The sequence below is a fragment of the Stenotrophomonas sp. SORGH_AS_0321 genome (assembly GCF_031453215.1).
Classification (GTDB): Bacteria; Pseudomonadota; Gammaproteobacteria; order Xanthomonadales; family Xanthomonadaceae; genus Stenotrophomonas; species Stenotrophomonas chelatiphaga.
Map to the genome: position 1 here is coordinate 2,404,935 of NZ_JAVIZG010000001.1, position 19,543 is coordinate 2,424,477.

20 protein-coding genes are annotated in these 19,543 nt (G+C 62.9%); 11 read left to right on the top strand and 9 right to left on the bottom strand.

The annotated features are described in order from the left end of the window. Positions 1 to 34: 34 nt before the first annotated feature. Positions 35 to 1,243: an acetyl-CoA C-acyltransferase gene (locus QE373_RS10585; protein WP_309686218.1), complete on the top strand. Its 1,209-nt coding sequence runs from the start codon at positions 35 to 37 to the stop codon at positions 1,241 to 1,243. Between the two features lie 830 nt (positions 1,244 to 2,073). Here QE373_RS10585 and galU read toward each other — a convergent pair. The 8 genes from galU to cmk form a co-directional block, all read right to left on the bottom strand. Next, positions 2,074 to 2,958, bottom strand: coding sequence for a UTP--glucose-1-phosphate uridylyltransferase GalU (gene galU / locus QE373_RS10590; protein WP_309686221.1), 885 nt, complete (start codon positions 2,956 to 2,958; stop codon positions 2,074 to 2,076). A gap of 3 nt (positions 2,959 to 2,961) precedes the next feature. Then, positions 2,962 to 4,866 (bottom strand): nucleoside-diphosphate sugar epimerase/dehydratase, encoded by a 1,905-nt coding sequence (locus QE373_RS10595; protein WP_309686225.1) that lies wholly within the window; start codon positions 4,864 to 4,866, stop codon positions 2,962 to 2,964. Between the two features lie 15 nt (positions 4,867 to 4,881). Then, complete coding sequence (locus QE373_RS10600; protein WP_309686227.1) at positions 4,882 to 5,862, bottom strand: glycosyltransferase family 4 protein; 981 nt, start codon at positions 5,860 to 5,862, stop codon at positions 4,882 to 4,884. A gap of 3 nt (positions 5,863 to 5,865) precedes the next feature. Next, a complete protein-coding gene (gene lapB / locus QE373_RS10605; protein WP_309686229.1) occupies positions 5,866 to 7,044 on the bottom strand; it encodes a lipopolysaccharide assembly protein LapB in 1,179 nt (392 codons plus the stop codon). A 6-nt stretch (positions 7,045 to 7,050) separates the two neighbouring features. After that, positions 7,051 to 7,332 (bottom strand): lipopolysaccharide assembly protein LapA domain-containing protein, encoded by a 282-nt coding sequence (locus tag QE373_RS10610; protein ID WP_309686231.1) that lies wholly within the window; start codon positions 7,330 to 7,332, stop codon positions 7,051 to 7,053. 75 nt (positions 7,333 to 7,407) lie between these two features. After that, entirely contained in the window at positions 7,408 to 7,713 is a 306-nt protein-coding gene (locus tag QE373_RS10615; protein WP_042615402.1) for an integration host factor subunit beta, read from the bottom strand. Positions 7,714 to 7,801: 88 nt separating this feature from the next. Continuing rightward, positions 7,802 to 9,487 carry a 30S ribosomal protein S1 gene (rpsA, locus tag QE373_RS10620; RefSeq protein WP_057506688.1) on the bottom strand — a complete coding sequence of 562 codons (1,686 nt, stop codon included), beginning with the start codon at positions 9,485 to 9,487 and terminating at the stop codon, positions 7,802 to 7,804. Between the two features lie 212 nt (positions 9,488 to 9,699). After that, positions 9,700 to 10,377, bottom strand: coding sequence for a (d)CMP kinase (gene cmk / locus QE373_RS10625; protein WP_057506687.1), 678 nt, complete (start codon positions 10,375 to 10,377; stop codon positions 9,700 to 9,702). 208 nt (positions 10,378 to 10,585) lie between these two features. Between cmk and ykgO the strand changes: the two genes are divergently transcribed. The 6 genes from ykgO to QE373_RS10655 all read left to right on the top strand — a co-directional run bounded on the left by ykgO (position 10,586) and on the right by QE373_RS10655 (position 15,381). Further along, positions 10,586 to 10,711 (top strand): type B 50S ribosomal protein L36, encoded by a 126-nt coding sequence (gene ykgO / locus QE373_RS10630; protein ID WP_005409283.1) that lies wholly within the window; start codon positions 10,586 to 10,588, stop codon positions 10,709 to 10,711. A 129-nt stretch (positions 10,712 to 10,840) separates the two neighbouring features. Further along, positions 10,841 to 11,170 carry a hypothetical protein gene (locus tag QE373_RS10635; protein WP_309686235.1) on the top strand — a complete coding sequence of 110 codons (330 nt, stop codon included), beginning with the start codon at positions 10,841 to 10,843 and terminating at the stop codon, positions 11,168 to 11,170. 42 nt (positions 11,171 to 11,212) lie between these two features. Continuing rightward, a complete protein-coding gene (locus QE373_RS10640; protein ID WP_309686237.1) occupies positions 11,213 to 12,253 on the top strand; it encodes an agmatine deiminase family protein in 1,041 nt (346 codons plus the stop codon). 432 nt (positions 12,254 to 12,685) lie between these two features. Further along, positions 12,686 to 13,573, top strand: a complete 888-nt coding sequence (locus QE373_RS10645; RefSeq protein WP_309686239.1) for a carbon-nitrogen hydrolase — start codon at positions 12,686 to 12,688, stop codon at positions 13,571 to 13,573. A gap of 22 nt (positions 13,574 to 13,595) precedes the next feature. Beyond that, the gene (locus QE373_RS10650) at positions 13,596 to 14,126 is read left to right on the top strand and encodes a GNAT family N-acetyltransferase (protein WP_057687407.1); all 531 of its coding nucleotides are present in this window, start codon (positions 13,596 to 13,598) and stop codon (positions 14,124 to 14,126) included. 4 nt (positions 14,127 to 14,130) lie between these two features. Then, positions 14,131 to 15,381, top strand: coding sequence for a TraB/GumN family protein (locus tag QE373_RS10655; RefSeq protein WP_309686242.1), 1,251 nt, complete (start codon positions 14,131 to 14,133; stop codon positions 15,379 to 15,381). Between the two features lie 133 nt (positions 15,382 to 15,514). Here QE373_RS10655 and QE373_RS10660 read toward each other — a convergent pair whose 3' ends face one another. Then, positions 15,515 to 16,291 carry an efflux RND transporter permease subunit gene (locus tag QE373_RS10660; RefSeq protein ID WP_309686245.1) on the bottom strand — a complete coding sequence of 259 codons (777 nt, stop codon included), beginning with the start codon at positions 16,289 to 16,291 and terminating at the stop codon, positions 15,515 to 15,517. Between the two features lie 122 nt (positions 16,292 to 16,413). Here QE373_RS10660 and QE373_RS10665 point away from each other — a divergent pair, with 122 nt between their 5' ends. From QE373_RS10665 to QE373_RS10680, 4 genes are read left to right on the top strand one after another with little or no spacing between them, the layout of a single operon-like run. After that, on the top strand, positions 16,414 to 17,523 hold the full coding sequence (locus QE373_RS10665; RefSeq protein ID WP_309686247.1) for an aminotransferase class I/II-fold pyridoxal phosphate-dependent enzyme: 1,110 nt from the start codon (positions 16,414 to 16,416) through the stop codon (positions 17,521 to 17,523). A 32-nt stretch (positions 17,524 to 17,555) separates the two neighbouring features. Beyond that, positions 17,556 to 18,074, top strand: coding sequence for a GNAT family N-acetyltransferase (locus tag QE373_RS10670; protein ID WP_345784378.1), 519 nt, complete (start codon positions 17,556 to 17,558; stop codon positions 18,072 to 18,074). Further along, on the top strand, positions 18,071 to 18,700 hold the full coding sequence (locus QE373_RS10675) for a haloacid dehalogenase-like hydrolase (protein ID WP_309686254.1): 630 nt from the start codon (positions 18,071 to 18,073) through the stop codon (positions 18,698 to 18,700). The genes QE373_RS10670 and QE373_RS10675 overlap by 4 nt, the downstream gene beginning before the upstream one ends. Further along, positions 18,687 to 19,427 (top strand): hypothetical protein, encoded by a 741-nt coding sequence (locus QE373_RS10680; RefSeq protein WP_309686261.1) that lies wholly within the window; start codon positions 18,687 to 18,689, stop codon positions 19,425 to 19,427. Before QE373_RS10675 ends, QE373_RS10680 begins: the two co-directional genes overlap by 14 nt. The last annotated feature ends 116 nt before the right edge of the window (positions 19,428 to 19,543 follow it).

Here is a 19,543-nt window from a genome sequence, read left to right on the forward strand (position 1 = left end):
ACCTCTTCCAACCCCTATTCGAGAGATCACTGCAATGACCAAGCAAATCCAGGACGCCTACATCGTCGCCGCCACCCGTACCCCGGTCGGCAAGGCGCCCAAGGGCGTGTTCCGCAACACCCGACCCGATGACATGCTGGCCCACGTGCTGCGCAGCGTCGTGGCGCAGGCCCCCGGCATCGACGTCAACCGCATCGATGACGCGATCATCGGCTGCGCCATGCCGGAAGCCGAGCAGGGCATGAACGTGGCGCGCATCGGCGTGCTGCTGGCCGGCCTGCCGGACACCATCGCTGCGCAGACGGTCAACCGTTTCTGCTCGTCCGGCCTGCAGGCCGTGGCGATGGCCGCCGACCAGATCCGCCTCGGCAACGCCGACCTGATGCTGGCCGGTGGCACCGAGTCGATGTCGATGGTGCCGATGATGGGCAACAAGATCGCGATGGCACCGAGCGTGTTCGACAACGACCACGTCGCCATCGCCTATGGCATGGGCATCACCGCCGAGAAGGTTGCCGAAGAGTGGAAGGTTTCGCGCGAGGAGCAGGATGCGTTTGCCCTGGCCTCGCACCAGAAGGCGATCGCCGCGATCCAGAACGGCGAGTTCAAGGACGAGATCAGCCCCTACGACGTGCGTACGCGCCAGCCTGACCTGGCCGACGGCCGTCGTATCATCACCCGCGACAAGATCGTCGACACCGACGAAGGCCCGCGCCTGGACTCATCCGCCGAAGGCCTGGGCAAGCTGCGCCCGGTGTTCCGCAACGGCCAGTTCGGCGGCACGGTCACGGCCGGCAACTCCTCGCAGATGAGCGATGGCGCCGGCGCGGTGCTGCTGGCTTCCGAGCAGGCGGTGAAGGACTACGGCCTGAAGCCGCTGGCCCGTTTCGTGAGCTTCTCGGTGGCCGGTGTGCGCCCGGAAGTGATGGGCATCGGCCCGATCGCCGCGATTCCGAAGGCGCTCAAGCAGGCCGGCCTGACCCAGGACCAGCTGGACTGGATCGAGCTCAACGAAGCCTTCGCCGCGCAGTCGCTGGCGGTGATCCGCGATTGCGGGCTGGATCCGTCCAAGGTCAACCCGCTGGGCGGGGCGATCGCGCTGGGCCATCCGCTGGGCGCGACCGGTGCGATCCGCACCGCGACCCTGCTGCACGGCCTGCGCCGTCGCCAGCAGAAGTACGGCATGGTGACGATGTGCATCGGCACCGGCATGGGTGCGGCGGGCATCTTCGAATCGCTGTAAGTCGGGGTTGTTGCCGGGGCTGCGCCCCGGCAGCCTGCTGGAGCCAAGGCAACAGCCGCAGCCGCAGGGCTGTGTATTGGGCGGGGCGGGGTGGGTTCGCGGGAATCGCCGTGAATCCATCCCTGGAGGCTCGCCATCCGCATCCATGCGGATGAGCGTTCCCGCGAACCCACCCCGCCCCACCTTCGACAGGTCCTGGGTGCTCTGGTAGCGCCGAAGGCAGCGGCAGGAGCCGCTGCCAACGTTGCTTGCGAGGGCCCGCAGGGTGCCGGTCGGGACGACCGGCATACCCATGGTCGGCGGATGGGGATGAAACATGAAAAGGGGGTCAGAGTCCTTTCGCTGCGCGAAAGGACTCTGACCCCCTTTTTTATTTCTTGCGTGGCTGGCGGCCACCGGAACCTGTCATGGGTCGGGCGGGGAGGCTATGCGGGGCCTTGAGCGGCAGGAGCCGCGAAGAGCTACATGGACGTACTTGCGCGTGCCCCGCATACCCTCCCCGCCCGGCCACCCCGCAGCGACAAGCTCCAACGCCCCACGCCACGAGGGGCCCAGCCGCTCGCCGGATCAATCGCCGTCAGGAAAAAGGGGTCAGAGTCCTTTCGCTGCGCGAAAGGACTCTGACCCCTTTTTTATTTCTTGCGTGACTGGCGGCCACCGGAACCTGTCATGGGTCGGGCGGGGAGGCTATGCGGGGCCTTGAGCGGCAGGAGCCGCGAAGAGCTACATGGACGTACTTGCGCGTGCCCCGCATAGCCTCCCCGCCCGGCCCACCCCGCAGCGACAAGCTCCAACGCCCCACGCCACGAGGGCCCCAGCCGCTCGCCGGATCAATCGTCTTCGGCGAGCATTTCCTGCAGCTTCTGTCGCGCCGGCTTGGCCAGCTTCTTGCTGTTCAGCGCGAAACGGATGGTGGCTTCAACCAGGCCCAGATGTGTGCCGCAATCGAAGCGACGACCCTCGAAACGGTAGGCGTCCACCGGCTCGGTCTTCAGCAGTTCGGCAATCGCATCGGTCAGCTGGATCTCGCCGCCGGCACCGGTGCCGGTCGCTTCCAGCAGTTCGAAGATCTTCGGGCTCAGCACGTAGCGGCCGACCACGGCCAGGTCACTGGGCGCGTCGTCCGGCTTGGGCTTTTCCACGATGGCGGAAATGCGACCGCGGTTGCCGTCGAACGTCTCGGTGGCGACGATGCCATAGCTGGCCGTCTGCTCGTGCGGCACATCTTCCACCGCGATCACGCTGGCACCGGTGGCCTCATTCAGGTCGGCCATCTGCTTCAGCGCGCTGTCGCCACGGTTGTAGATCAGGTCGTCCGGCAGCAGCACCGCGAACGGTTCGTCGCCGATGATCTCTTTGGCGCACAGCACCGCATGGCCAAGGCCCAGCGCTTCTGCCTGGGTGACGAACACCGCGCGCACGCCGTTGGGCAGCACGTGGCGAACCAGCTCCAGCTGTTCCAGCTTGCCGGCACGCTCGAGCTTCTGTTCCAGCTCATAGGCCTTGTCGAAGTAGTCGGCGACGGCGTGCTTGTAACGGTTGGTGATGAAGATCAGGGTGTCACAGCCGGCCTCGATGGCCTCGTCGACGGCGTACTGGATAAGCGGACGATCAATGATCGGCAGCATTTCCTTCGGAACCGTCTTGGTTGCCGGCAAAAAGCGCGTCCCGAGCCCTGCCACTGGAAAAACTGCTTTTCTGATTCGCTTGCTCATCGATTACCTGTTGGCCTCACGTGCCGGGAAGGGCACTACGTTAGCGGATGGAATGTATGCATCCTGTTGAAGCGGATCGAACTCCGGCATGGTCGCGAACAGAATCTGCTGGATCGCATCGATATCGTAAGTGGTGATGGCGTCGCGCAGCTTCGGCACGTTGCCCAGCACCAGGTCGCGTGAGAACGTACGCACCCCGGCTTCCAGCACCTTGGGGTGCGATGTGGGACGGTAGTCCTCATCGGAATAGAACAGCGTCTCATGCAGCTTCTCGCCGGGACGCAGTCCGGTGTAGATGATCGCGATGTCCTTGTACGGCTGCTTGCCGGCAAGCCGGATCATCTGTTCGGCCAGCACGCGGATCGGCACCGGTTCGCCCATGTCCAGCGTGTAGATGGCGCCATGCGAGGCGGAGGCCGCCGCCTGCAGGATCAGCTGGCAGGCCTCGGGAATGGTCATGAAGTAACGCGTGACCTCCGGGTCGGTCACGGTGACCGGACCGCCCTTCATGATCTGGTCGCGGAACAACGGAACCACGCTGCCGGCCGATGCCAGCACATTGCCGAAGCGCACGGTCACGAAACGGGTATGCGTGGATTTCTGGTCCAGGCTCTGGCAGATCATCTCGGCATAGCGCTTGCTGGCGCCCAGCGAGTTGACCGGGTCAACGGCCTTGTCGGTGGAAATGAACACGAAGTGCTCGACCTTGGCCTCCATGCAGGCCCGGGCCACGTTTTCGGTGGCCAGGATGTTGTTGCGCACGGCCTCGCGCAGCTGGCGCTCCAGCACCGGCACCTGTTTGTAGGCCGCGGCATGGAAGGCCGCTTCGATGCGGTGCAGCGACAGCGCGTGGCGGATCACCGCCGGGTCGCCGCAGTCGCCCAACACCGCCTCCACTTCGATATCCGGGAAGCTGCGGCACAGCTCGGCTTCGATGGTCAACAGCAGCAGCTCGCTCATTTCCAGCAGGACGATGCGCCCTGCTCCGTGCCGGGCGCACTGCCGGCACAGCTCCGAACCGATAGAACCGCCGGCACCAGTGACCAGCACCGTACGCCCGCCCAGCCAGTTGCGGATCAGCGACCAGTCCGGCTGGATCGGCTTGCGGCCGAGCAGGTCCTCGATCGCCACCTCCTTCAGCTGGCCTGGCAGCGACTGGCCCTGCAGGATGTCCGTCAGCTTGGGCACGGTGCGGAACGGCACGCCGGTGCTCTCGCACAGGCCGACCACGCGCTGCATGCCGACCGCATCCAGCGACGGAATGGCGATGACGATCAGTTTGGCGGAGGTTTCGCGGGCGACGGCAGCGGCATCGTCCAGCGTGCCGAGGATCGGAAGGCCCTGCAGCTTGGCGCCCTGCAGGTGCGGGGCGTCGTCGAGCAGGCCGACCGGGTCGAACTCGCCTGAACGGCGCAGGTCACGGACCAGCGCCTCGGCCGCCTGCCCTGCACCCAGGATCAGCACGCGCCGGCCGCTGGTGTCGGACTGGACCGACTGGTAATCCTTCCAGGCCCGGTACAGGAGCCGCGGGGCACCCAGCAGCGCAGACAGCGCAAAGGGATAGATGACCAGCACCGACATCGGGACGCCGTCGAAGCGCTTCCACATCAGGGTCAGGACAATGGCCACCAGACCGATGAAACTGGCCTTGAAGATGTTGATCAGGTCGGCAACGCTGGCGAACCGCCACAGGCCGCGATACAGCCCGACGCGCCAGAACACCAGCGCCTGGATGCCCAGCACCAGCGAGGTGTCGACATTCCAGAGCGGCAACGCGGGGGCGTCGGGCAGGATGGAGTAACGACCGGCGTGCAGCAGCTGCCAGCACGCCCACACCATGAACAGGTCATGGACGACGATGGCCGCGCGGGGCACCAACGCGATTATTCGATTCCACCGAGCTGACATGACCAGGTTAAACCCTCAATAGTTGCGCAGGCGAACACGCATGACAGCCCACAGGCAGGCCAACAACGCCCCCCAGGCGACCGCCACGCCGGCCTGCTGCAGCGGCGGCAGTGGAACCAGAGCCGCCATTACTGCCGCGCCGGCAAGGCCGAGCAGAATATACACGCCTGTCACACACGTGTGGCTGGAGCCGGCCTTCACCGCGCGCTGGTAGACATGCTGCGTATGGGGTTCCATCCAGCGCTGCCCCGTGAGCATGCGGGATGACAGCGTGAAGCCTGCGTCCACGATGAAGGCTGACAACGGTATCAGCAAAGCCAGCCAGTTAATGTCAGTTACCACGCTTGCCAGCCCGGCCAGCGCAGCCATCAGGTAACCCAATGCCCCGCTGCCCACGTCACCCATGAAGATGCGCGCACGCGGGAAGTTGAATGGCAGGAAACCGAGGCAGCCCGCGGCGACCACCACGGCGATCAACGCGAACGGCATCGGCATCACCACGGCCAGGCTCAACGCGCCGACAAGCGCATAGCCGCTGGCGATGCCGTTGATGCCGTCCATGAAGTTCCACAGGTTCACCAGCGCGGTCGCCACCAGGAACAGCAGCAGGGCCTGCAGCGCATTGCCGGTCGCCTGCCAGGCCAGTCCGGCCAGCAGCGCCGACGCCAGCATGTGCACCAGCAGCCGGCGCACGGCCGGCAGCGGGCGATGGTCGTCCCACCAGCCGATCCCGGCCACCATCACCAGGCCGGCGGCAAACACCGCCAGTTGGGGCGCTGCGGCCGGATACAGGAACGCGCCGGCGGCGGTGCCGGCCAGCACGGTGACCACGATCGCAATGCCCCCGCCACGCGGTGTCGCAACGTGGTGGCTGCGGCGTTCGCCAGGGTGGTCCAGCAGCTGCCGCCGCAGCGCGTAGCGACGTGCCAGCCAGGTCAGCCCGGCCGACAGCAGCGCCAGCACCAGCAGCGCCATCCATGGATCGACATCCCGCATCGGTTACAGCACCGCGTAGTTCAGCAGCGGCTTGACCGTTCCCCATTCCTTGCAGCTGGGGCATTGCCAGTGATGGGTGCGTGCACCGAAGCCACAGCGCGTGCAGCGATACGCCGGGTTGCGCACCAGCAACTGGTCGGTGATGTGCTTGAGGTCATGCAGGGTCGCGGTGGGATCAGCGCCTTCGGCCAGGGTGAGGTCGATCAGCGCCGACTCCCCACGTACCGACGGGCGGTCCTTCAGCTGCCGGCCCAGGTAGGCACGGGCCGGCGAAACACCTTCCTGCTCCTCCATCAGGCGGGTCAGCGCCAGCACCGGGGCGATGCCGCGGTAATGCTCGGTCATTTCCGACAGGAAACTGCGCGCGCCGCCCATGTCGCCAACCTTGCGGTAGTTCTGCATCAGCGCCTGCAGCACTTCGGGCAGGTACTCCGGATCGTTGCGTGCAGCACGTTCGAAGGCGCGCACAGCCGCTTCCGCGTTGCCCGCATCGGTTTCAAGACGGCCTTCGATGATGCCGGCACGGACCGACATCGCATCGGCCTGGTAGGCGCGCGCGATGGCCGCCCTCGCCTCTTCGACGTTGCCGGCGCCACGGTGGCGTTCGGCCAGTTCACATTCGAACTGGCCGACCAGCTTGCCCATCGGCTCGCCGGTCACTTCCTCGAAGCGCAGGGCGTTGTCGATCGCCTTTTCCCAGTCGCGCTCGGCCTGGTAGATGCCAATCAGGTGCTTGAGCGCCTGCGGCGCGCGCTGGTCGATCTGCGCCAGTTCGCTGAATACCGTTTCGGCCCGGTCCAGCAGGCCGGACTTCATGTAGTCCTCGCCGAGCGCCAGCAGCGCCTGCACGCGCTGAGCATCACTCAGGTCGGTACGGTTGACCAGCCCCTGATGCAGGCGGATGGCGCGGTCGACCTCACCGCGACGGCGGAACAGATGGCCCAGCGCGACCTGGGTCTCGAAGGTTTCCTTGTCCAGTTCGGCGATGTGCAGGAACAGCTCGATCGCCTTGTCCGGCTGTTCGTTGAGCAGGTAGTTCAGGCCGCGGAAATAGGTGCTGGACAGGCGGCTGACCTGGTTGTCACCGTGCCGCTGCCCACCGCGACGGCCGATCACCCAGCCGGCGACGGCGGCCAGCGGCACGCACAGGAAGAACCAGAAATACTGGGAAACGAATTCCATGCGTGATCAGCGTCCTGCAAAAGGAGGTTGGGGGGGCGTCACCGGGGTCGCCGGTACGGCCTTGTTGGCGCGGCGCAGCTGGGCATAGAGCGGGACGACCACGCTCACCAGCACCAGACCGGCACCGACCACCACCCCGACCAGCAATGCGGCGATCATCGCCACGCCGACCGAGGTATGCAATTGGGTAAATACGAGATTGATCGACATCTCGGTCATGTTGACCGCGCCGATGATGAGTCCAAGGACCAGAACGGCCAGCAGGACCAGCAAACGGAAAACCTTCATGCGACAGCTCCAGTCATGCCCGGTCTGTAGCTTATCCGACCCGGCGGGGGAATCGCACGCTCTACATCACTGCGCTCAGGCAGGATCAGCATCCTGCGGGACGACGTCACTGACGCGTTCGCGCAGCTCCTTGCCCGGCTTGAAATGCGGCACATGCTTGCCCGGCAGGGCCACCGACTCACCCGTCTTGGGGTTGCGGCCCAGTCGCGGCGGACGGTAATGCAGGGAAAAACTGCCGAAACCGCGGATCTCGATACGGTCACCGGCCGACAACGAACCACCCATCATTTCCAGCAACGACTTGACCGCCAGATCGACATCATCGGCCTTCAGGTGCGCCTGCCGGCGCGCGAGGATTTCGATCAGTTCGGATTTGGTCATTGCAGGCTCTGCTCGGGGGGCTCAAACCCTGAAACGGCCCGGACATGATGTCCGGGCCGTCCAGGAAACTACGACAGCGTAAGGCCGATTACTCGGACTTGTTGCCGCCCAGCTGTGCACGCAGCAGCGCGCCGAGCTGGGTCATGCCACCGGAAGCAGCAGCCGACTGGTAGTCGTCCATCACTTCGCGCATCTCGGCATCGTCCTTCGCCTTGATCGACAGCTGCAGGGTGCGGCCCTTGCGGTCCATGCCCACGAACTTGGCTTCGATCTTGTCGCCAACCTTCAGGTGCTGGGTCGCATCGTCGACGCGGTCGGCGGAGATATCGCGGGCAGCCACATAGCCCTCGATGCCGTCAGCCAGTTCGATGATGGCGCCCTTGGCGTCAACTTCCTTGACCACACCTTCGATCTTCGAACCCTTCGGGTTCACGGCCATGAACTGGCCGAACGGGTCCTGCTCCAGCTGCTTGACGCCCAGGCTGATGCGCTCGCGTTCCGGATCAACGGCCAGGACGACTGCGTCCAGGTTGTCGCCCTTCTTGAAGTTGCGGACGATGTCTTCGCCAGTGGTTGCCCAGCTGATGTCGGACAGGTGGACCAGGCCGTCGATGCCGCCGTCCAGGCCGATGAAGATGCCGAAGTCGGTGATCGACTTGATCTGGCCCGACACCTTGTCACCCTTCTTGTGGGTGGCAGCGAAGGTTTCCCACGGATTGGCGGCAACCTGCTTCATGCCCAGCGAGATGCGGCGACGCTCTTCGTCACAATCCAGCACCATCACTTCGACTTCGTCACCCACCTGCACAACCTTGGACGGGTTGACGTTCTTGTTGGTCCAATCCATCTCGGACACGTGCACCAGGCCTTCCACGCCCGGCTCGATCTCGACGAACGCGCCGTAATCGGTCACGTTGGAGACCTTGCCGAAGACGCGGCTGTTGGCCGGGTAACGACGCGAGATGTTATCCCACGGATCTTCGCCCAGCTGCTTCAGGCCGAGCGAAACGCGGTTGCGCTCGCGGTCGAACTTCAGCACGCGCACGTCCAGCTCGTCGCCGACGTTCACGACTTCGGACGGATGGCGCACGCGCTTCCATGCCATGTCGGTGATGTGCAGCAGGCCGTCGATACCGCCCAGGTCCACGAATGCGCCGTAATCGGTCAGGTTCTTGACGACACCCTTCAGGATCGCGCCTTCCTGCAGCTTGTCCATCAGCTGCTCGCGCTCTTCCGAGTGCTCGCTTTCGACGACAGCGCGGCGCGAAACCACGACGTTGTTACGCTTGCGGTCCAGCTTGATGAGCTTGAATTCCAGCTCCTTGCCTTCCAGGTAGGCCGGATCGCGCACGGGGCGCACATCGACCAGGGAACCCGGCAGGAACGCGCGGACATCCTTGATGTCCACGGTGAAACCACCCTTGACCTTGCCGCTGATGCGGCCGGTGATGGTTTCGTTCTTTTCCAACGCTTCTTCCAGCTCGTCCCACACCATCGCGCGCTTGGCTTTCTCGCGCGACAGCACGGTTTCACCGAAGCCGTTCTCGATGGAATCGAGGGCGACCTTGACGATGTCACCTTCGGCGACGTCGATCTCGCCAGCGTCGTTACGGAACTGTTCGATCGGCACGATGCCTTCGGACTTCAGCCCGGCGTTGATCACCACGACATCGCCGCGGACTTCCACGACGGTACCGCTGACGATCGAGCCCGGCTTCAGCTTGGCCAGATTGGCCTGGCTGGCTTCAAACAGTTCGGCAAAAGATTCGGTCATTAGATTTACTCTGTTGATCACATGGGTCAGCGGCTTCCATCAAGGAGTCCGTCTGCCCGCCTGTTGGTCGACCCCGGAAAAGCAGGCCGTGTGTGAAGTGGTTAAACCGCCACGCATCATTGCGCGACGGAGCATTTACTACCTTGCAGTACGTATCGCCTTGCGGCGGCGACAACCGCCACGAATGCTGGCGGTACTCCTGTACGAACGGATCAGGCAGCCGAAACCGGAAGCAGATCCATCACTCTTGCAACGACATCATCGATGCCGATACCAGTGGTATCGATGAGGACGGCATCGTCTGCCGGCTTCAGGGGCGCCACAGTGCGCTGTGCATCACGGGCGTCGCGGGCCATGATCTCGCGCAGGAGGTCATCAAAGTTAACAGAAACCCCTTTGTCATTCAACTGCTTATGCCGGCGCTCGGCGCGCTCCTCGGCGCTGGCGGTCAGGAAAACCTTGAATGGGGCGTCGGCGAAGATGACGGTGCCCATGTCACGGCCATCGGCGACCAGGCCCGGCGCCAACCTGAATGCGCGCTGGCGTTCCTTCAATGCGCTGCGCACCTCCGGAATGGCGGCAATCGCCGAGGCCAGCGCCCCGGTGGTCTCCAGACGCAGCTCGTCGGTGGCGTCGGTGCCGTTGACCAGCACCCGCATGGTCTCGCCCTGCTCCACGAACTGGACCTTGGTATCGAAGGTGCAGCGCACCAGCGCCGAGGCGTCCGAGGTATCGATGTCGGCCCAGCTGGCGGCCACGCCCACCGCCCGGTACAGCGCGCCCGAATCCAGGTAATGCCAGCCCAGCCGGCGGGCTACGATGCGGCTGATGGTACCCTTGCCAGCCCCGGAAGGGCCGTCGATGGTGAGGACGGGAGCGAGTGCGGACATGGGGTTTCCAGCAGGTGTGAAGACCCCATTCTAGCCCCAGCCTGAGCGGCTGCTGCGATCCGTCTGTGCAACCACTTGAAGCGATGGAGAAAAGCCCGGTAGAATGGCGGGCTTAAACGAGCGTCAACGCAGTATTGTCTCCGGCATATCGCGGCGCGCTCCACCTGAACACTTACTTTTACACTCAACGTGTACGCCGAGGTATGCCATGAAAGTTCTGTCCTCCCTGAAGTCGGCGAAGGCCCGTCACCGTGACTGCAAGGTCGTGCGTCGTCGTGGCAAGATCTTCGTCATCTGCAAGTCGAACCCGCGTTTCAAGGCGCGCCAGCGCTGAGTCGGCCGGCCTGACGGCCGTCCACGGTTCCTTCGCGGGGCCGGTTTGATGCAGAAAGCCGCCTCCGGGCGGCTTTCTGCTTTGTTTATGCTGTAATCGCCGTTCTTGACCACTGGGGAGTAGCTCGAGATGAAGCGTTACCTGATGTCCCTGGCCGTGCTGGCCACCCTGGCCGCCGCCACGCCGGCGCTGGCCGACACCCTGCTGATCGACCGTGCCGCCGACAAGCCGGCCGGCGCCCTGCCCGTGCGTGGACAGAGCATGCAGCAGGTGCAGAGCCAGTTCGGTTCACCCGCTGAACAGCTCGATGCCCGCGGCGGCCAGAAGCGCCAGTGGCCCACCATCAACCGCTGGGTCTACCCGCAGTTCACCGTCTACTTCGAAAAGCAGAAGGTGATCGACGTGGTGGCCAACAAGGCGGCCCCCAACGAGATCGGTCCCAAGCCGCCGATCCGCTGACGAACCCGGCCCGCGCCTGCGCGGGCGCATCCAAGCGAGACCATGAACCAGACCCTTCGTTTTCCTGCCGAATGGGAAGCCCAGAGCGGCGTCCTGATTGCCTGGCCGACGGCCGACACCGACTGGGCCGACCGCCTGGGTCAGGTGGAAGAGACCTACATCGCCCTGGTAGCCGCGATCACCCGCTTCCAGCCGGTGCTGATCTGCGTGGCCGACGATGACGTTGAGACCTACGCCGAGATGCGGCTGCGCTCCAACCGCATCGACATGCAGCGCGTGCGCTTCGTCACTGCAGCCTACGACGACACCTGGCTGCGCGATTCCGGCCCGATCACCCTGCAGCGCAAGGACGGCGGCTTCCAGCTGCTGGATTTCCGCTTCACCGGCTGGGGCGGCAAGTTCGACGCCACGCTGGACGACCAGTTGGTGGGCGTGCTGGATGCCGCGCGCGTGTTCAACGACGCACCGGTGCGCAGCATTGCCTTCGCGCTGGAAGGCGGCGGCATTGAAACCGATGGCCAGGGCACCCTGCTGACCACCTGGAAGTGCCTGCACGAGCGCCACCCGGACCGTGACCGCGCCAGCCTGTCCGCCGACCTGGCTGACTGGCTGCAGCAGGACCGCGTGCTGTGGCTGGACCACGGCTATCTGGAGGGTGACGACACCGACGCCCACATCGATACGCTGGCGCGCTTCGCTTCGGCCGACAGCATCGTGTACCAGGCCTGCGACGATGCGTCTGATTCGCACCACGCGGAACTGCAGGCGATGGGTGCTGAACTGGCCGCGCTGCGCACCGCCGATGGCCAGCCGTACCGCCTGTTCCCGCTGCCGTGGCCGCAGCCGGTCCTGGACGAAGGGCGTCGCCTGGCGGCGTCCTACGCGAACTTCCTGATCGTCAATGGTGCGGTGCTGATGCCGGCTTATGGCGATGCGGCGGATGATGCGGCGCGTGACGTGCTGGCGGCGGCGTTCCCGGACCGGGAGATCGTGCAGGTGCCGTGCCGGTCGTTGATCTGGCAGAACGGGAGTCTGCATTGCATCACGATGCAGCTGCCGGCGGGGTTGCTGGCGAACGGCTGAGCCCCTCGTGGTTGGCTGTAAAACCGCATCGTTGGGTGGGCCGGGCGGTGGGGCTGGTCGGGGGACGGCAGAAGCTGCTCCTGCGGGCCTCGTTTCGCGCCATCCATGGCGCTCAACGCCCCCGCCCAGCCCCACCGCCCGGCCCTCGGACAATTCCCGTGGCCGCCAGCCACGTATGAATGAGATGAAGGCAGGGGTCAGAGTCCTTTCGCTGCGCGAAAGGACTCTGACCCCGTCTTCGGTTCTTTCTCCAACGCCACCCCGCCCCACCACCCCCCAGCCCTGCAGCTTTGGCTTTGCCTTTGCGCGTTGGCTTTACGCTTTGGCTTCTACCGGCCGCGGGCCAGCAAAAACCGATCATTCAGCCGCCACCACGCCGCCCTTCCCCATCCGCGTTAACATGCGTGTTTTCCCCCGCAGGAACGCTTCCGGATGAGCCCCCGCCAGCCCCTTACCGTCGCCCTGATCCAGGAGCGCAACCACGGTGATGCCGCCGCCAACCTCGCCGTGATCGAATCCCGCGTCGCTGAAGCGGCCGCACAGGGTGCCAAGCTGATCCTGCTGCAGGAACTGCACAACGGCGCGTACTTCTGCCAGCACGAAAGCGTCGACGAATTCGACCTGGCCGAGCCGATCCCGGGCCCCAGCACCGAGCGCATCGGCGCACTGGCCAAGCAGCATGGCGTGGTCATCGTCGCCTCGCTGTTCGAACGCCGTGCCGCCGGCCTGTACCACAACACCGCAGTGGTGTTCGAAAAGGACGGCAGCCTGCTGGGCAAGTACCGCAAGATGCATATCCCGGACGACCCGGGTTTCTACGAAAAATTCTATTTCACCCCGGGCGACCTCGGCTTCACCCCGATCGATACCTCGGTCGGTCGCCTCGGCGTGCTGGTGTGCTGGGACCAGTGGTATCCGGAAGCGGCGCGCCTGATGGCGCTGGCCGGTGCCGAACTGCTGCTCTATCCGACCGCCATCGGCTGGGATCCGGATGACCAGCAGGATGAAAAAAACCGCCAGCGCGATGCCTGGGTACTCAGCCACCGCGGCCATGCCGTCGCCAATGGCGTGCCGGTGCTCAGCTGCAACCGCGTCGGCCATGAGCCCTCGCCGATGGGCGCCTCGGGCATCCAGTTCTGGGGCAACAGCCACGTGCTGGGTCCGCAGGGCGAGTTCATCGCCGAAGCCGGCGGCGAGGAAACCATCCTGGTGTGCGAGGTCGACCTGCAGCGCAGCGAGCACGTGCGGCGTATCTGGCCGTTCCTGCGCGACCGCCGCATCGACGCCTACGGCGACCTGCTGAAGCGTTACATCGACTGATTCCCTGCCGGAACCTGCGCCCATGGCCGTGCTTATCCGTGATGTCAGCGAGGCTGACATCGCCGCGATCACCGCGATCTACGCGGTGGAAGTGACCGACTTCGTCAACACCTACGAGTACGACATCCCGGACGCCGCCGAAATGCAGCGACGGATGCAGGACATCGTCGCCCGTGGCTTCCCCTACCTGGTCGCCGAAGTCGACGGCGAGGTGGCCGGCTATGCCTACGCCAATACCTACCGCACCCGCGTGGCCTACCAGTGGACGGTGGAAAATTCGGTCTACGTCGATGCGCGCTTCCAGGGCCAGCGCGTCGGCACCACGCTGCTGCAGGCGCTGATCGATGCCTGCACCGCGCGCGGTTACCGGCAGATGGTCGCGGTCATCGGCGAACCCACCAATACCGCCTCCATCAAGCTGCACGAGCGCTTCGGCTTCCATCTGGTCGGCGTGTTCCAGGGCCTGGGCCGCAAGCACGGCCGCTGGCTGGACACCGTTCAGATGCAACGTGCACTGGGCGATGGCGCTGACAGCGCCCCAACAAACGAGTAAACGCATGACTGACACCCTCCTTCCCTCCACCGACGTGACCGCAGGCGATGCGCTGTTTGCCGGCCAGCCGGTGCGCATCGTCGAACGCGATGGCGTGCGCTACACCCTGCTGGGCACCGCGCACGTGTCGCACGCCAGCGTGGAAGCGGTGGAAAAGGCCATCCACAGCGGTCGCTTCGATGCGGTCGCGGTGGAACTGGATCCGCAGCGCCTGCAGGCGCTGACCGAGCCGGACACGCTGGCCAAGCTGGACCTGGTGGAAGTGATCCGCAAGGGCCGCGTGGCGCTGTTCGCCGCCAACCTTGCGCTGTCGGCATACCAGCGTCGGTTGGCGGAGCAACTGGGCATCGAGCCCGGCGCTGAACTCAAGCGCGCGGTGCTGCTGGCCCGGGAACAGGGCCTGCCGGTGCACCTGATCGACCGTGAGGTCGGGCTGACCTTCAAGCGCGCTTCGGCGCAGCTGGGCTTCTTCGGCAAGATCAAGCTGATGACCGGGCTGGCTGCCGGCCTGTTCTCGTCCGACGAGGTCGGCACGGACGAAATCGAAAAGCTCAAGCAGGGCGACATGCTGGAGTCCAGCTTCGGCGAGTTCGCCAAGGAAAGCCCCGCGCTGTACGACACCATCATCGGCGAGCGCGACCGCTACATGGCCACCCGCCTGCGCGAGGAACGTGCCCTCCAGGGTGCCGTGCCTGCCCAGCGCGAGGTGCTGGCGGTGGTCGGTGCGGGCCACCTTGCCGGCCTGGCGACGTATCTGGAAACCGACCACGACGCGCCGGTACCGCTGCGCGCGCAGCTGGAAGAAGTGGCGAAGAGGCGCAATATTCCCTGGTTCACGCTGGCGGTCCTGGCCATCGTGGCCACCGGCATCGGCGTGGGTTTCTACCGCGGCGGGTTGGGCGTTGGCGGCGAGCTGCTGCTGACCTGGGCGATGTACACCGGCGGCCTGGCCGGCCTGGGCTGCCTGCTGGCCGGCAGCCATCCGCTGAGCATCCTCACCGCGATCGTGGTGGCACCGTTCAAACCGTTCCGCCTGAGCATTCCCACCGGCGCCTTCGCGGCGCTGGTGGAAGCGCGCCTGCGCAAGCCGGCCTACGAGGATTTCCTCAAGCTGCGCGACGATGCGCAGAGCCTGAAGGGCTGGTACCGGAACCGCGTCACCCGCGTGGTGCTGACCTTCATGCTGACCAATATCGGCAGCATGCTGGGCCTGTGGCTGACCGGTTTCCAGGTATGGGGCAAGGTCGCGGGGTAAAGAAGGGCAGCGCCGACCCAGGGTCGGCAAGTGCAGCGGGCCTCGCGCCCGATGATGCCCCCGTAGCGCCGACCCATGGTCGGCGAGCGCAGCGGGCCGTTGCGTGCCAGATCCCGCCGAGCATGGCTCGGCGCTACCGCAGCGCTGGGGCGACCACGCCCCGGCCGCGGGCCTTGCCGATCAACCGCGCCGCCGCACTGCGTGCATCATCCAGCACCGCGTAGATGGTCGGCAGGAACAGCAGGCTGACCACCGTGGAGAACGCCAGCCCGCCGGCAATCGCGCGCGCCATGGAGTAGTACGGCGGGCCGTCGCCGAACATCTGCGTGTCGGTGAGCGAGATCGGCACCATCGCCAGGATCGCCGTGCCCATCGTCATCATGATCGGGCGCAGGCGTTCGCGTGAGCCTTCCACCAGCGCCTGGGTGCGGGCCATGCCGCGCCGGCGCAGGTTGTTGATGTGCTCGATCATCACGATGCCGTTGTTCACCACCACGCCCATCAGCACCAGGATGCCGATGAAGGACATGATGCCGAACGAGGTGCCGGTCAGCCAGAACAGCCAGAACACGCCGAAGATCGAGAACAGCACCCCGCTCATGATCGCCGCCGGGAACAGCAGCGACTCGAACACCGCGGCCATCACCACGTAGATCATCAGCAGCGCGATCGGCTCATTGAGCACGTCATCGTGCTGAAAAATGGTATCCCCCAAACGGTTGGAGTTCGATCTGAGGGCGAGAAATTGATCCTTAGTAGCCCTATGCGCGAAACGTAGCAGCCACTCCAGTTGCGACCCGGCAAGCTGCCTTTCCGGACCCAACACGGAGCGCCAAGCCAAGTCACCCATCGTTCGGCACTGCCAACCGGGACCGAGAGGAACCCCTCTGCCGCTCTCTACAGCAAACATTCTCGATCAAGGAGAATGCGGAGACTGCTGGCACTGGAGGCCGCGCACCACTCGCTTGCATGACCTGGATGACAGGCGCGCTCAGCGAAAGCGCCACGCATGGAAACAAACAGAGGCAACGCATGCTCGAAAAGAAGGCCATCATAGTGAGGCAGGGTTTTGGAACCTACTCAATGCCCGACAATGATTTTCCGAACCATGTCAAGTTACATTTGAATGAGAATATGTTCTCTTCAGCACTGCATGCACGGGGAGAGGTCGCCGGTACGACTGGGAATACCGGTTTAGCAAGTTTGCACATGTATCCAATACGTGGCACCTCAAAGCTACAAGAGGCTATCGCTGAGCAACTCACGTGCAGCCCAGCAAACGTACTTATTACTAATGGCAGCGCCGAGTTGCTTCGCCTTCTATTTACCAGCATTACTTCAGAGGGAGACTCGATACTACTCCCCTCGCCGAGCTGGTCTTTCTTCACCAGCATTGCGCAGCTTTCAGGCGCTCGCGCCCGCTACTACCAACTAGCCAAAGGACCAAGCACCTATGAATATGACCTCGGAGATCTTCGCAGCGGGCTTGCTACTTATGCTCCCAAGTTAGCGGTTATTTGCAGCCCCAACAACCCAACCGGAAACGCAGTAGAAGCACGCGACCTACTAGAAGTGATTGATCAGTTCCCTGCAGTTACGTTTCTCGTCGATCAGGCGTACCACGGATTCAGCGACCAAGAACGAGGCGCTGATCTCATCGTCTCCGCGGCAATAACCAGTAAGAACCTACTTGTCACAAGGACGTTCTCGAAGTTCCTTGCGCTTGCAAACCTCAGAATCGGCTTTCTAGTTGGAAATGCCGATATAGTTGAATGCGTTAGACCACTTGCTACGGTATTTGGAATATCAACACTCAGTCAAGAACTTGCAATCGAGAGAATTCAAGACCATCGGCTGCAGAACGACCTGAGATCTGAATACGAAGTCGTGAGGGAGTACGTCAACCGGAAGCTGCTCAGCATCGAAGGCTTATATCCTTATAAAACGGAAGCCAACTTCATATTAGTTCGCTGCGCCCCCCATTGGAATGACCTAGCTAAGAATTTGATGGACGCGGGCTTCATGGTCAAGAGCGAGAATATTGGAGAATCGGACACACACCTGCGCATTACACTTGCAGACTTGAACACAATGAAATCTCTGCTCCAGACAATCGAATCCATCGGCACGTCATCCTCATGAAAGTCAGTGTAGCAATTGCCGAACCATCGGACATGGACGATATCTGGCGACTAAATCATGAAATCTATTGCGAAGAGCTCAACCAACATGCAACTGCAAGCTCCAAAAGAAGGGTAGACAGCAAGCACAAAGAAGGAGTTTTCTTCGTAGCGAAGGTCGATCAAGAGATCGTTGGAATGATCTCACTGACGCCCAAGGGCCACCAACTTTCGACAATGAAGCGGATTCCGGCAGGACTAATAATTGATCGTGGCGCCCACGAAATGGTGGAGGTCAGGCTTTTGGCTATTCATGCCAACTATCGCGGGCGCGGCATTTACGACCACCTTATTCTTGCAGTCATGGAATATTGCAGAGATCATAGGGTTGACAGCGTCATTATCTCAGCCATCGGAAAACAAGATCGCCTTTACTCCATGATGGGATTTGTCAATATCTGCGAGCCAGTGATCGAGGGCTCATGCAGGATTCAACCGATGATCTTGGCGCGCGATCGCTTTGAAGAATCTTGGTATCGACGGAAGAGACTCTCAAGGATTGCAGGAAAATGACGGTAAATGTATTTTTTGATGTCGACGGCACCCTGCACTCGGGAGATATATTCGAGAACTACATCAGAAAGCTGGCCAGGCGGAGCTACCTGAGAACCATCCTGTGCCTACCCGTACTTGGGATCGCTTTCGCATCCCACAAAATAAGTCCCGACCGCCGCCTGAGCCTCAGCGTGCTCATATGGTTTTTGACATTCGGGCTATCAAGGAGTTCACTCGAACGTTTCGATGATGATTTCATTAATCAATTCTGCGCATCCAACTGCCTTCACACCAAACCGTGGCGGGAACTTGAACGTCACTACCGAGAAGGGGCGCACCTGTTTTTAGTCTCTGGCAGTCCGGAGAATCTCGTTAGGCGCATCTACCCAAACTTGTCATCTGATGATCGAGTTACACTTGTCGGGTCCAATCTGAAGCGATTCATGGGAGGCCTCTGCCTGTCGATACGGTGCGTCTGTTCCGAGAAAGTAAGACAAGTCGAATCGCGCACAGGAAAAAAAACGTATTTTCTTGCTGGCTACTCAGATAACAGAAACGACAAGCCAATACTTGATCTATGCGAAATTAAGTATCGCGTCGACAGGGCAGGCGAGATCGAGGATTGGAGCGATGAGCGCAAGTGACTTTTTTCTTAACGTCAGCATATGGCGTGTAATCTGTGTCGGCGTAATAGGAACACTGGCTGTCGGCAACTTGGCATGGATGATGCGACGCCGTGGAGTCCGGGACGGTTTCACACGGAAACTCAATCACTTCGGCCTGTCGATTCTCTCTGCAGCGATGCTTTTCGGCCTTCCTGACGAGATTTTTGTACCGACATCGATTGCAACGTCACTTTGCGTAATCATCATATATGCATGGTCAAGCCTATCGAAAAACCAGTATATTGCCGCAGTTATTGCAAGCAATGTACGGGATAGAGACCTCCCCAACGGAAATTTTTTTGTCTTCCTACCCTTGGTTAGCGGGCAACTCACGACCTATACGGCACTAGCAATCGTTAACCCGCTTTACGCAAAGATCGCCTTCTGCGCGATGGGGCTCGGTGACGGTCTCGCTGAACCAATCGGCATGCGTTTTGGGAAAAGGCAGTATACGGTTAAAGACGTTTTCTGGCGCGTTCGCAATACCAAGTCAATCGAAGGAAGTTCGGCAGTCTTCGCCGTATCGTTCGCGGCCTGCGGCATAGGCTTGATCCTTTCCAGCTCTGTCGATGTGGTGACGACTCTAGCCCTATCTCTGGGCTTTGCTCTGACAATGACCGGGGTCGAAGCGACGGCGCCACGCGGAATGGACAACATGTTGATCGTGGGCACTGGCGCAGCCTTCCTTCACTTCCTTGCTGGTTAAACGACTACGCGAGCTCCGCCTGATGCGCTCAGCATGCATCCGTCGCGTCCCATCGGGCGCCGACCCAGGGTCGGCGAGTGCAGCGGGCTCCTCGCCCGGAGATCCCGCCGAGCATG